This is a genomic window from Achromobacter sp. DMS1, from assembly GCF_001270295.1.
Genome location: NZ_LHSJ01000121.1, coordinates 1 through 12,081, shown reverse-complemented (window position 1 = coordinate 12,081; position 12,081 = coordinate 1). Strand labels below are relative to the sequence as shown.

Here is a 12,081-nt window from a genome sequence, read left to right as displayed (position 1 = left end):
ACGAACGCCCGAATATGGCATTGGGCGGGCTCACACCAAAACAGCGGCTGGCCATGGCCGCATCAGTTTCTACTTCTGCGGCCCAGTAAGAATGGGGGCATCAACTCCTCCCAACGAGTTCCACTGACTTGATGCCTGAATGACGTGCAGAGAAAAATGGAGAAAGTAAGCGGACGTCACCTTCGCTACTTCTTCGCGGTTGCCGAAGAACTTCACTTCGCCCGGGCTGCTTCCTGTGCACGATAACTCCGGCGGGCCGTCGGGTGTTCATGCTCCAGTGCTGCACAAACGTGGGCGAGCGCCGCAAGCCTGCCTTGGCTGGTTCGTGGAACTGACCATGAAGCAGGCCCGCTTCATGGCGCAGCAGTGGCTGGCCGAAGCGTGGCGGACGTCACCCTCGACGAGATTCATTCGTGCCGAAGCGACGCTTGGCCTGCTCATACTGCGGAAAGCACGCCTGCGGCGATGCAGGCTGCGCGATGCTAGATGATTGCATGCGACTCAACCTGGTGCCCTGATGGCGGTGATCGAACAGCGGTTAGGCCAGCAGCTTGCCGCGACGGTGTACGGTGGCGGGATGTCGTGGAAGATAGGTCGGTAGCATGACCATTTCGTTTTACGGTTCTCCTAGCCTCTGTCCTTGTAAGACTTGCTAGGAAGATATATCAACGCTTGTTGGCGTCGTAATTTTGACGTAATTCCTCTACGCGCGGGAGGTTCTCTCTGATCCACAAGTTGATTCCCTTCAGCGCGTGCAACATGCTTCTCCCCATCTCCGTAATTTCATACTCCACGCGCGGAGGTACCTCAGGAAAATAGTGGCGCTCTATCAAGCCATCTCGTTCCAGGTTTCTCAGTGTCAATGTCAGCATGCGCTGTGTGATCCCTTCCACCTGACGCCTGATCTCAGAAAACCGCAGCCGACGATCACGCGCAATGGCAAGGTGCCAGATCACCTGAGCGGTCCATTTGTCACCAAGTCGCGTGCAGATACCGTTCAAGGGAATTGGCTGGAAGGATAGATCGCCTTCGTAGTTCTCGTTGAGACAGTCCGATCCTGCGTGGTCTATGAGTTTCATTTCTGTGCCTTAGGTTCAGAAAAGTGCCGTCTTTCGCAATTTAGACATCTAGGAAAGAATACTAGATCATCATTTTTGAGAGTTGAATCATGAATGAAGTGAATCGCCCAATCCTGGTTTTTGGAGCCACCGGCCGGCAAGGCGGATCGGTGGCCAAAGCCCTCTTGAAGGATCATTGGCCCGTTCGCGCTTTTGTGCAAGACCCATCCGAACCCGCGTCCATCGCGCTACGGCAGGCAGGGGCTGAACTCGTGCGTGGGTCATTGGAAGATGCCAGTGTCATCGCGTCGGCCATGAAGGATGTGCATGGCGTCTTCAGCGTGATGCCAGCCAATCTGTCGGCTGAAGATGAAGTTCGTTACGGAAACCGCGTCGCTGATCTGGCACAAAAGAGCCATGTCGATCATTTCATCTATTCCTCGGGGGCGAGCGCTGGTGACAAACTGACAGGTGTTCCGCGCTTCGATGCCAAGCCTCGTATCGAGGCACACATCCGCGAACTTCCGCTCACGGCAACCATCGTCCGCCCGATGATCTTTATGGAGATGCTAGTTTGCCCTGGTTTTGGCCTTGAAGAAGGGCGGCTAGTTTTCCTGGTCCACCGAGATCATTCGATCCAACTAACTGCCGTGGAGGACATCGGGAAAATCGTTGCCGCCATGTTTGCGGACAAAGCCCGATTTGCCGGGATGACGTTGAGGATTGCGAGCGATCGCGTGACAGGTCGCGAGATGGAGGCAGCCTTCTCGGAGGCCGCTGGTCGACCCATCACCTATACCCGATTCCCAGATGAGGTCCTGGCCGCCAATGCCGATTTGGCGCACATGGCGTCAAGCCTAGAAGATGGTCCTCTTGCAGAGCGAGTAGATCTCGATTTGATGCGGGAGCTCAATCCTGAGCTTCTCTCGCTGCGTTCATGGTTAATGAGCGTTGGAAGAAAAAAACTTGAAGAAGCGTGCGCCGGAAACAAGCGCGGATAGGCTGCCCCAAGAAGAGAAGAGAATGCACCAAGATGGAGTTTCGCCACCTCCGCTGCTTTCTCGCCGTAGCTGAAGAACTGCACTTCGCTCGTGCAGCAGAGCGACTGCATATCGAGCAGTCACCCTTGTCGCGCGCCATCAAAGAACTTGAAGAAGAACTCGGCGTGGTGCTGTTCGCCCGTACCACGCGCAGCACGCGCCTAACCGGAGCGGGCAAGCTGTTTCTGGATCATGTGCCGCGCGTCTTCGCCGCCTTACAGCAGGCGCGCGACAGCGTAAAGGCAGCGGCCAATGGCTTCCACGGCCAGTTGCGTGTGGCACTGTCCGATGGAATCACGCCCTCACGCTTGCCAGCACTGCTGGCGCTGTGCCGGCAGGAAGAGCCGGAGGTTGAAATCCGCCTCTTCGAGGTGCCGCTGGCGCAACAGATCAAGGGCCTGCACGACGATCTGTACGACGTGGGATTCGCGCAATCCGATGAGGTCGGCGATGGGGTCGTCACCATCCCCGCCTGGAGTGACGCGCTCATGGTGGCGGTGCCAGCACGGCATCCACTGCTGGCCCACAAGCGGATTCCCCTGGAGGAACTGCTGCGCTATCCGCTGGTTTTGTGCGACCCGCAAGTCTGCGAAGGCCATGCCAAGCATGTTGATCGGGTGCTGCGGCGAGTGGATATGGAGCCACTGATCGCAGAGCGGGTCGCAACATGCGATCTGATGATGGCGCTGGTATCGGCTGGCTTTGCGCTCGGATTGGCGGGCGCTGCGCACATTGCCGCCTGCCGTGAACCGGGCGTGGTGGCCCGACCATTGGCCTCGCGCGTGCCGCCGCTGACAACCTACCTGCTGCGCCTCGGAGGCGAGCCGTCGGATGAGCTGAAACGGTTCATTGAGCGCGTAGAGGCCATCGAATCTCCAGAATTTCCACGGCCCAAGGCGGGCCATAACCCTGATCCCGCAGGGGGACCTGCGTGATAAATAAGATCATTTCGTTTCTGCTCGTGGCCCTGTTGACCGCGTGTGGCCAGTCTGAGACACCACAGAGCCCCGCTGATTCTGCGGCCAACATCCCGACGGTGGAAGAACTGGCAGCCAACCCCAAATGGCTCAATGACCTGCGCCAGCGATGCAAGAAGGATCGCCCCAAGCTGGGCGACGTGCTGTGCAACCGGGTCACCGAGGCCACGCGCATGCGGTTCTATGGCGACGGCGAAACACCCTACACGCCGCCGAAGGAACCGCCCAAGTTCTGATTGTTGGCCCGTCGCCGCATCACCTTCACTTTTCCGTTCGACACGCCGCAATGCGCCCGCGCTTGCGGCGTTTTTATTTGGCTCGCTGGCTCACTCATTCCGTCTTTTTGCTCGACCTTTCTGCTTGAAACGGTCTTTGACCGGCACTGACCCGGCGCCGAACCTGACGCCTGCGGCACGCCCTTGTGCCGCTTCTTCCAAGAGGAACCAGCGCAGGAGAGATCGGAGGCCAGGTCATGCAAGGGACGAACGTGCGGTTCGGTCAGATTGCCGTGGTATTCGGCATCGTGATCGCCGGAGTGTGGGGCGCCACACAATGGACAGCAGCCGCCCTTGGGTATCAAGTACGCCTTGGCTCGCCCTGGTTCGATCTTCTTGGCACGCCTGTCTACTACCCGTGGAAGCTGTTCGAGTGGTGGTTCTTCTTCGGCGCCTATGCGCCGGAGGTCTTCGACATCGGCGGCGCCATTGCCGGCGCCAGCGGCATGGTCGCCGTGGGCGTGGCCATCGCCATGTCGGTCTGGCGCTCGCGCCAAGCACGCCTTGTTACCACATACGGCTCTGCGCGCTGGGCGAGCGCGGATGACATTCGCAAGGCGGGCCTGACGCAACCGGCCGGCGTGTTCCTCGGCCAGCACGACCGCCAGTACCTGCGTCACGATGGCCCGGAGCACGTCCTGACCTTCGCGCCCACGCGCTCGGGTAAGGGCGTGGGCCTGGTAGTGCCCACCTTGTTGAGCTGGCCGGCGTCGGCCGTCATCCACGACATCAAGGGCGAGAACTGGCAGATCACCGCCGGCTGGCGCAGCCGATTCAGCCACTGCCTGCTGTTCAACCCCACCGATGCGAAATCGGCGGCCTACAACCCGCTATTGGAGGTGCGGCGCGGCGCGCATGAAGTGCGCGATGTGCAGAACATCGCGGACATTCTGGTCGATCCCGAAGGTGCGCTGGAACGGCGCAATCATTGGGAGAAAACCAGCCACGCGCTGTTAGTCGGTGCGATCTTGCATGTGCTCTACGCCGGCGAAGACAAGACGCTGCGCGGCGTCGCCAACTTCCTCTCCGACCCGGCTTGCCCATTCGAGCTGACCCTGCATCGGATGATGACGACGCGGCATCTGGGCAATGCGCCGCATCCTGTGGTGGCATCTGCCGCGCGCGAAGTCCTCAACAAGGCGGACAACGAGCGTTCCGGCGTGTTGAGCACCGCCATGTCGTTCCTCGGCCTGTACCGCGATCCCACGGTGGCCGAAGTTACTTCGCGCTGCGACTGGCGTATCGCTGACCTGATCGCGGCCGAGCATCCGGTGTCGTTGTATCTGGTGGTGCCGCCTTCGGACATATCGCGGACGAAGCCCCTCATTCGCCTGATCCTCAACCAGATCGGACGGCGGCTCACTGAATCGCTCGACGGTTCCGATGGCATCAAGCGCCGCCACAAGCTGCTGCTGATGCTGGACGAGTTCCCGGCGCTGGGGCGCCTGGACTTCTTCGAGACGGCGCTGGCCTTCATGGCGGGCTACGGCATCCGCAGCTTCCTGATCGCGCAGTCGCTCAACCAGATCGACAAGGCTTACGGCCAGAACCACTCGATCCTCGACAACTGCCATGTCCGGGTGACGTTCGCCACGAACGACGAGCGCACCGCCAAGCGGATTTCCGAGACGCTGGGCACGGCCACCGAGCTGCGCGCGCAGCGCAACTATGCGGGCCACCGGCTCGCGCCGTGGCTGGGCCACCTGATGGTATCGCGCCAGGAAACCGCGCGCCCGCTGCTGACGCCGGGCGAAGTTATGCAGCTTCCGCCCGACGAGGCGGTGGTGATGGTGTCGAGTGTGGCGCCGATCAAGGCAAAGAAGCTGCGCTACTACGCGGACGCCAATTTCAAGCGCCGCGTGCTGCCATCGCCCACGCTGGCGGAAGGGCGGTACGCCGACGCGCCGCCGAAGCGACCCGACGACTGGAGCGGGCTGGCGGTTCCGGCCGTGCCCGCCGCACCAGCCACGGCATTCGCCCATGGCCTGGAGAACTTGGGGTCGACCGACGACGGCGGCCCGCGCCGTCAGCCCGAACTCTCCGAGGCCGTCGCCTACGACCCCGAGCTGGCCGCTCCCGTGGCCGACCTCGGGTTGCTCGATGACGACGACGATCTGCCGCTTCCCCTTCCGCGCCAGCTCGATCCGGCCATGCAGCGCACGGCCCGGCTGGCATCGCTGAACCCCAACGACGGAATCGAGCTATGAGTCAATACCGCCTGAACCTCTTTATCCAGCCGGAGCACGCCAAGCGCCTGGACGAGCTGGCCACCAAGAAAGGCGTGTCCAAATCGTCCATCGTCGCGGCGGCGCTCGCATCGTGGTTGTCGCCCGATGCCGCCGACCAGCGCGAGGCCGCCATTGCCAAGCGCCTGGACCGCCTCTCGCGCCAAGCCGAGCGCATGGAGCGCGACCAGAGCATTGCCATCGAGACGCTGGCGCTGTTCATCCGGTACTACCTGACCGTTAGCACGCCGATTCCCGAAGCGCACCAAGACGCGGCCCGTGCGCAGGGCAAGGCGCGCTTCGAGCAGTTCGTGGAGCAGCTTGGCCGCCACCTGCTGCGCGGGCGCAGCCTCGTGCGCGACGTGGTGGAGGAACTGCACCCCAACCCGATGCGGATGGAGGATGCAGCGGCAGCAGCCGAAGCGCAGGAGCGTGCGTCATGAGCGCCGTTCCGCGATCCATGAGCGCCACATCGCTCGACCGGCGCATCCAGATGCTGCGCACGGCAATGGGGCCGCTGATCGCCACCGCGCTCGAAGACCCCGACGTGGTGGAAATCATGCTCAACCCGGATCGCACCCTTTGGGTGGATCGCTTGTCGTCGGGCCGCGCGCCGATGGGCGTGGAGCTACCCGAGGCCGATGGCGAGCGAATCATCCGCCTGGTCGCGGCCCACGTCGGCGCGGAGGTGCATCGCGGCCAGCCGCTGCTATCGGCCGAGCTGCCCGAAACCGGCGAACGCTTCGAGGGTATCTTGCCGCCCGCCGCGCCGGGGCCGGCCTTCGCGCTGCGCAAGCGCGCCATCGGCGTGATCCCGCTGGAACGGTACGTCGTGGACGGAATGATGAGCGCCGCCCAGGCGGGCTTTCTGGTGCGCGCCGTGCGCGAGCGCCAGAACGTCCTGATCGCCGGGGCCACCAGCAGCGGCAAGACGACCTTGGCGAACGCGCTGCTGGCCGAGATAGCCGCCACGGGCGACCGCGTGCTGGTGCTCGAAGACACTGTGGAACTGCAATGCGCGGCCCGCGACCACGTTCCGCTGCGCACGCGCTCCGGCGTGGTGTCCATGACCGAGCTGGTGCGCTCATCCATGCGCCTGCGGCCGGATCGCGTCGTCGTTGGCGAGGTGCGCGGCCCCGAGGCGCTGGATCTCATCAAGGTGTGGGGCACCGGCCACCCCGGCGGCATCGCCACGATCCACGCGGGTTCCGCGCTGGGCGCGCTGCTGCGCATGGAGCAACTGATTCTCGAAGTGGCGGTGAACCCGCCGCGTGCGCTGATCGCCGAGGCCGTGGACGTGGTGATCCACATCGCGGGGCGCGGGCACAAGCGCCGTATCGAGAGCATCGCCCGCGTCGTTGGCTTCGACGGCGTGGGCTACCAACTGGCGGACGCGCTGGACGCGCCGTTTCCCGAGCTGCCATCGCAGTCCGACCTTTCTTCCCCGTCCCTCAACCACCCTGGAGAACTGCCATGACGCAGATGATCGTTCCTGCTTTCCGTTTTTCTGCAAATCCGGCTTTGCGCCTCGCACGGCTGCACAGCCTGGCCCGCCCTGCGGCGCAAGGGCTGCTGCTGGCCGCGCTGCTGCTGTTCTTGGCCGGAACTGCGCAGGCCGCCGGTGCCTCGATGCCCTGGGAAGGCCCCTTGCAGTCGATCTTGGAGTCGATCCAAGGGCCGGTGGCGCGCATCGTGGCCGTCATCATCATTATCGCCACGGGCCTCGCGCTCGCGTTCGGCGACACGTCGGGCGGCTTCCGCAAGCTGATCCAGATCGTGTTCGGCTTGAGCATCGCCTTCGCCGCGTCCTCGTTCTTCCTGTCGTTCTTCAGCTTCTCCGGCGGAGCTGTCGTATGAGCGGGCCGGATAGCTTCGCGGCTGGGTTCGAGGTGCCGCTGCATCGCTCGCTCACCGAGCCGATCTTGTTGGGCGGCGCACCGCGCACCGTGGCGATTGCCAACGGCACGCTGGCCGCTGCCGTCGGGCTGGGCCTGCAACTCTGGATTCCCGGTGCTGTGCTCTGGATCGTCGGCCATGCGCTGGCGGTATGGGGCGCGCGCCTCGATCCGCAGTTCATGGCCGTGTTCGCCCGGCACATCAAGCACCGCCCGCTGCTGGACGTGTGAGGTGATGCCATGCTGAACCTCGCCGAATACCGACAGCGCCCGGCCTTGCTTGCCGATTGGCTGCCCTGGGCCGGGCTGGTCGCGCCGGGTGTCGTCTTGAACAAGGACGGCAGTTTCCAGCGCACGGCGCGGTTTCGCGGGCCTGACCTCGACAGCGCCACGCAAGGCGAACTGATCGCCACGTCGGCGCGCTTGAACAACGCGCTGCGCCGACTGGGTTCGGGCTGGGCCTTGTTCGTGGAGGCCGAGCGCCGCGCTGCTGCCGACTATCCGCACTCGGATTTCCCCGAGCCGCTTTCGTGGCTGGTGGATGAGGAACGCCGCGCAGCATTCGAGGAATCGGGCAACCACTTCGAGAGCGGCTATCACCTGACGCTGGTGTACCTGCCGCCCGAAGAATCGCGTGCCCGTGCAGCGGGAATGCTGTACGAGAACCGGCCCACCGAGGGCGTGGACTGGCGCGAGTGCCTGACCGCCTTCGTGGCGGAGACGGATCGCATCTTTGATTTGCTCGATGGTGTGATGCCGGAAATCGCATGGTTGGACGACGTCCAGACGTTGACCTACCTGCACGCCACGGTATCGACGCGGCGCTATCGGCTGGCGGTGCCCGAGGTGCCGTTCCACATCGACGCGCTGCTGACCGACTCGCCGCTGGTCGGCGGCCTTGCACCCATGCTCGGCGACCAGCACCTGCGCGTGTTGTCGGTGCGCGGTTTCCCGACCTCGACCTGGCCGGGGATTCTGGACGACCTCAACCGCCTGGGATTGGCGTATCGCTGGAGTACGCGCTTTCTGTGCCTCGACAAATCCGAGGCGGAACGGGAATTGGGGCGCTTGCGCCGCCAGTGGTTCGCCAAGCGCAAGAACGTCATCGCGCTGCTGCGCGAAACCATCTTCCAGCAGGAAAGCCCGCTGGTCGATACCGACGCCAGCAACAAGGCCGCCGACGCCGATGCCGCCTTGCAGGAGCTGGGCAGCGATCAAGTCGCCTTCGGCTACCTCACCGCCACGGTGACGGTGCTCGATGCCGACCCGGCCGCGGCCGACGAAAAGCTGCGCATGGTGGAGCGCGCCATTCAGGGCCGGGGCTTTGTGACCATCCCCGAAACGCTCAACGCCGTGGATGCGTGGCTGTCCTCGCTTCCCGGCAACGCCTACGCCAACGTGCGCCAGCCGATCGTCTCGACGCTGAACCTGGCGCACATGATGCCGGTGTCGGCGGTGTGGGCCGGCCAGGAGCGCAACGACCACCTCGACGGCCCGCCGCTGATCGTCACACGCACCGATGGCGCTACGCCGTTCCGTTTGGTCACGCACATTGGGGACGTAGGCAACACACTGGTGGTAGGGCCGATTGGTATGGGCAAATCGGTGCTCCTTGCAACGATGGCCTTGCAGTTCCGGCGCTATCCAGGGTCACGCATTTTCGCGTTCGACATGGGCCGCTCGATCCGGGCGACCATCTTGGGCCTTGGTGGCGAGCACTACGACCTGGGGCCAGATGGCGGCATCGCCTTCCAGCCACTGGCCCGCATCGATCGTGAGGGCTATCGCACATGGGCCTCCGAATGGGTCGAAGGCCGGTTGCTACACGAAGGCATAACGGTCGGCCCCGAGGAAAAGGCGGCGATTTGGTCGGCGTTGGGAAGCCTCGCCGGTGCACCAGTGGGGCAGCGCACTATGACCGGCCTTTCGGTGCTGCTGCAATCAAACACACTGCGCCAGGCACTCGCGCCCTATGTGCTGGGTGGCGCGCACGGGAAGCTGTTGGACGCCGATCACGACCGGCTGGGCCGCTCCGACATCCAAGCCTTCGAGATGGAAGAACTCATGGGAAGCCGTGCCGCCGTAATGGCGGTGCTGCGCTACCTGTTCGCACGCTTCGAGGAACGGCTGGATGGAGCGCCGACGCTGCTGATTCTTGACGAGTCTTGGCTGTTCCTCGATGACCCGTTGTTTGCCGCGCGCATCCGCCAATGGCTGAAGACACTCCGTAAAAAGAACGTCTCGATCATCTTCGCCACGCAATCGCTTGCGGACGTTAAGGACTCGGCCATCGCGCCCGCGATCATCGAAAGCTGCGCCAGCCGCATCTTCCTGCCGAACCCGCAGGCGACCGAGCCGCAGATTCGCACGATCTACGAGGGCTTCGGGTTGAACTCGCGCCAGATCGAGATCGTCGCCACCGCGCAGCCCAAGCGCGACTACTACTACCAAAGCCGCCTCGGCAACCGTGTGTTCGACCTCGACCTGGGCCCGGCTGCGCTCGCCTTCGCGGGCGCTTCCACGCCACAAGACCAGCGCGACATAGACCGCGTGCTGCTGGACGCCGGAACGCCCGGTTTCGCGGGCGCCTGGTTGCGCCATTGCGGCCTCGATTGGGCAGCTGACCTGCTGCCCTCGTTCCCCGGCCTCGCGCCGGGTTCCCTCGCTGACCAACCCCTGGAGAACCTGCCATGAAGAAGCGCCTTGTCGCCGCTGCCATCGCGGCCATGCTGTGCACCGCCACTGCCCATGCGCAATGGGTCGTGATCGACCCCACCAACCTCGTGCAGAACACGATGACCGCGATCCGCACGCTGGAGCAGATCAACAACCAGATTCGCCAGCTTCAGAACGAAGCGCAAATGCTGATGAACCAGGCGCGCAACCTTGCCAGCCTGCCGTCCAGTGTGGTCGGCCAGTTGCGCGCCAACCTGGCGACCACCGAGCGGCTGATCGCCCAGGCCCGAGGATTGGCCTACGACGTGACCAATCTGGATCGGGAGTTTGCCCGCCTGTACCCGGAGCAGTACGCCGCCACAGTTAGCGGCGACCAGATGTACCGCGACACGCAGGAGCGTTGGAAGAACACGCTCAACGGCTTGCAGACCACCATGCAGATGCAGGCGCAGGTGTCGCAGAACCTGGGCGTTGACGAAGGCGTGCTGGCCGACCTCGTGGGCAAGAGCCAATCGGCCGAAGGCGCGTTGCAGGCGATGCAGGCCATGAACCAGTTGCTTGCCTTGCAGGCCAAGCAGTCGATCCAGTCGCAGCGGCTTCAGATCACGCAAGACCGGGCCGCCTCGCTGGAGCTGGCGCGACAGGCCGCAGCGGTTGAGCGTGGCCGCGAGGTAACACGGCGCTTCCTGGGCAGCGGCACGCCGTACACGCCGCAGTCCGTCGATTTCTACAACCACTGACGCGGGGCGGCCATGAAGAACGTGCCCGTCATGCTCGCCTTCGCTGCGCTCCTGCTGTCCGGCTGCGACCAGCCGCCTTCGGTGGCTGCGCTGGCCGCCGACCCGGCCCGACTGCACGCGCTGCGCGCGCAATGCCGCGCGGGCGAGCACGACGGCGCGTTCTGCGCGCGGGTGGCGCAAGCCGACCTGCGCCGCTTTCTCTCCGGCAAGGCCGGCCCCGGCGAGTACCAGACGCTTGCCGACCTGCCGCCGATCCCGCCCAGCTTCGACGAGCCGGCCGACGGCAGCGAAACCGTGGCCGTATCTGGACGGGAGGCCACGCCATGAACGACGTTTCGGTCATCGACCGCTTCCTCGATGTGTTCTCGCGCTACATCGACTCGGGTTTCGGGCTGTTGCATGGCGAGGTAGCGTTTCTCTCGGCCACGCTGATCGTCATCGACATGACGATGGCCGGGCTGTTCTGGGCAATGAGCCATGCCATCGGCCAAGGCGAAGACGTGATCGCCAAGCTGATCCGCAAGGTGCTCTACGTCGGTGCCTTCGCCTACATCATCGGCAACTTCAACTGGCTGGCCGGTATCGTGTTCCGCTCGTTCGCGGGCCTCGGCCTGACGGCCAGCGGCTCGACCTTGAGCATGGCGAACTTCCTGCAACCGGGCAGGCTGGCCAAGGTCGGCATCGACGCCGGGATGCCGATCCTCGATCAGATCCGCGAGCTGGCGGGATTCCCCGAGGTGTTCATCAACATCACGCCCATCGTCGTGATGTTCCTCGCGTGGCTGATCGTCATCCTGTGCTTCTTCGTGTTGGCGATCCAGCTTTTCATCACGCTGATCGAGTTCAAGCTGACCACGCTTGCCGGCTTCGTCCTGATTCCGTTCGCACTTTGGAACAAGACCTCTTTCCTCGCGGAAAAGGTGCTCGGCAACGTGGTGTCGTCGGGCATCAAGGTACTGGTGCTGGCCGTCATCGTCGGCATCGGTTCGGGCCTGTTCGCGGAGTTCCAGGTGCATCCCGACGAGCCTTCCATCGACCATGCGCTGGTCGTGATGCTTGCCTCGCTCGCGCTGCTGGCGCTGGGCATCTTCGGCCCCGGCATCGCTACGGGCCTGGTGTCCGGTGCGCCGCAGCTTGGCGCGGGCGCGATGGCCGGCGCTGCCGTCGGCGCGGTCGGCACGGGCGTTGCCATCGG

At 64.0% G+C, this 12,081-nt stretch carries 13 protein-coding genes and 2 pseudogenes; 14 read left to right on the top strand and 1 reads right to left on the bottom strand.

Annotated features, from left to right (window positions below):
- Positions 1 to 230: 230 nt before the first annotated feature.
- Positions 231 to 388, top strand: a pseudogene (locus AD428_RS26185) (integrase); the annotation flags it as partial.
- A gap of 88 nt (positions 389 to 476) precedes the next feature.
- Positions 477 to 601 (top strand): annotated as a pseudogene (locus AD428_RS29555) (DUF3363 domain-containing protein); the annotation flags it as partial.
- Positions 602 to 665: 64 nt separating this feature from the next.
- Here AD428_RS29555 and AD428_RS14925 read toward each other — a convergent pair.
- Positions 666 to 1,079, bottom strand: coding sequence for a winged helix-turn-helix transcriptional regulator (locus tag AD428_RS14925; protein WP_053245694.1), 414 nt, complete (start codon positions 1,077 to 1,079; stop codon positions 666 to 668).
- A gap of 89 nt (positions 1,080 to 1,168) precedes the next feature.
- Here AD428_RS14925 and AD428_RS14920 point away from each other — a divergent pair, with 89 nt between their 5' ends.
- From AD428_RS14920 to trbL, 12 genes are all read left to right on the top strand, one after another.
- Positions 1,169 to 2,059, top strand: a complete 891-nt coding sequence (locus tag AD428_RS14920; RefSeq protein WP_053245693.1) for an NmrA/HSCARG family protein — start codon at positions 1,169 to 1,171, stop codon at positions 2,057 to 2,059.
- Between the two features lie 32 nt (positions 2,060 to 2,091).
- Positions 2,092 to 3,033: a LysR family transcriptional regulator gene (locus AD428_RS14915; protein WP_053245692.1), complete on the top strand. Its 942-nt coding sequence runs from the start codon at positions 2,092 to 2,094 to the stop codon at positions 3,031 to 3,033.
- Positions 3,033 to 3,311 carry a hypothetical protein gene (locus AD428_RS14910; protein ID WP_053245695.1) on the top strand — a complete coding sequence of 93 codons (279 nt, stop codon included), beginning with the start codon at positions 3,033 to 3,035 and terminating at the stop codon, positions 3,309 to 3,311. Before AD428_RS14915 ends, AD428_RS14910 begins: the two co-directional genes overlap by 1 nt.
- Positions 3,312 to 3,547: 236 nt before the next feature.
- The gene (locus AD428_RS14905) at positions 3,548 to 5,557 is read left to right on the top strand and encodes a conjugal transfer protein TraG (protein ID WP_053245691.1); all 2,010 of its coding nucleotides are present in this window, start codon (positions 3,548 to 3,550) and stop codon (positions 5,555 to 5,557) included.
- Complete coding sequence (locus tag AD428_RS14900; RefSeq protein ID WP_053245690.1) at positions 5,554 to 6,018, top strand: CopG family transcriptional regulator; 465 nt, start codon at positions 5,554 to 5,556, stop codon at positions 6,016 to 6,018. Before AD428_RS14905 ends, AD428_RS14900 begins: the two co-directional genes overlap by 4 nt.
- On the top strand, positions 6,015 to 7,052 hold the full coding sequence (trbB, locus tag AD428_RS14895) for a P-type conjugative transfer ATPase TrbB (RefSeq protein WP_053245689.1): 1,038 nt from the start codon (positions 6,015 to 6,017) through the stop codon (positions 7,050 to 7,052). Before AD428_RS14900 ends, trbB begins: the two co-directional genes overlap by 4 nt.
- Positions 7,049 to 7,432 carry a TrbC/VirB2 family protein gene (locus tag AD428_RS14890; RefSeq protein ID WP_053245688.1) on the top strand — a complete coding sequence of 128 codons (384 nt, stop codon included), beginning with the start codon at positions 7,049 to 7,051 and terminating at the stop codon, positions 7,430 to 7,432. Before trbB ends, AD428_RS14890 begins: the two co-directional genes overlap by 4 nt.
- Positions 7,429 to 7,701: a VirB3 family type IV secretion system protein gene (locus AD428_RS14885; RefSeq protein WP_053245687.1), complete on the top strand. Its 273-nt coding sequence runs from the start codon at positions 7,429 to 7,431 to the stop codon at positions 7,699 to 7,701. The genes AD428_RS14890 and AD428_RS14885 overlap by 4 nt, the downstream gene beginning before the upstream one ends.
- A gap of 9 nt (positions 7,702 to 7,710) precedes the next feature.
- The gene (gene trbE, locus AD428_RS14880; protein ID WP_053245686.1) at positions 7,711 to 10,164 is read left to right on the top strand and encodes a conjugal transfer protein TrbE; all 2,454 of its coding nucleotides are present in this window, start codon (positions 7,711 to 7,713) and stop codon (positions 10,162 to 10,164) included.
- The gene (gene trbJ, locus AD428_RS14875; RefSeq protein ID WP_053245685.1) at positions 10,161 to 10,886 is read left to right on the top strand and encodes a P-type conjugative transfer protein TrbJ; all 726 of its coding nucleotides are present in this window, start codon (positions 10,161 to 10,163) and stop codon (positions 10,884 to 10,886) included. Before trbE ends, trbJ begins: the two co-directional genes overlap by 4 nt.
- Positions 10,887 to 10,898: 12 nt before the next feature.
- A complete protein-coding gene (locus tag AD428_RS14870) occupies positions 10,899 to 11,213 on the top strand; it encodes an EexN family lipoprotein (RefSeq protein ID WP_053245684.1) in 315 nt (104 codons plus the stop codon).
- Positions 11,210 to 12,081, top strand: an 872-nt coding sequence (gene trbL, locus AD428_RS14865; protein ID WP_082308429.1) for a P-type conjugative transfer protein TrbL, incomplete at its 3' end; no start/stop codon positions are given. The genes AD428_RS14870 and trbL, both read left to right, overlap by 4 nt.

Coding starts and splice junctions, on each gene's coding strand:
- AD428_RS14870 (WP_053245684.1), top strand. CDS start 10,899: ATGAAGAACGTGCCCGTCATGCTCGCCTTCGCTGCGCTCCTGCTGTCC.
- AD428_RS14915 (WP_053245692.1), top strand. CDS start 2,092: ATGGAGTTTCGCCACCTCCGCTGCTTTCTCGCCGTAGCTGAAGAACTG.
- AD428_RS14920 (WP_053245693.1), top strand. CDS start 1,169: ATGAATGAAGTGAATCGCCCAATCCTGGTTTTTGGAGCCACCGGCCGG.
- AD428_RS14900 (WP_053245690.1), top strand. CDS start 5,554: ATGAGTCAATACCGCCTGAACCTCTTTATCCAGCCGGAGCACGCCAAG.
- AD428_RS14925 (WP_053245694.1), bottom strand. CDS start 1,079: ATGAAACTCATAGACCACGCAGGATCGGACTGTCTCAACGAGAACTAC.
- trbJ (WP_053245685.1), top strand. CDS start 10,161: ATGAAGAAGCGCCTTGTCGCCGCTGCCATCGCGGCCATGCTGTGCACC.
- AD428_RS14905 (WP_053245691.1), top strand. CDS start 3,548: ATGCAAGGGACGAACGTGCGGTTCGGTCAGATTGCCGTGGTATTCGGC.
- trbB (WP_053245689.1), top strand. CDS start 6,015: ATGAGCGCCGTTCCGCGATCCATGAGCGCCACATCGCTCGACCGGCGC.
- trbE (WP_053245686.1), top strand. CDS start 7,711: ATGCTGAACCTCGCCGAATACCGACAGCGCCCGGCCTTGCTTGCCGAT.
- AD428_RS14885 (WP_053245687.1), top strand. CDS start 7,429: ATGAGCGGGCCGGATAGCTTCGCGGCTGGGTTCGAGGTGCCGCTGCAT.
- AD428_RS14890 (WP_053245688.1), top strand. CDS start 7,049: ATGACGCAGATGATCGTTCCTGCTTTCCGTTTTTCTGCAAATCCGGCT.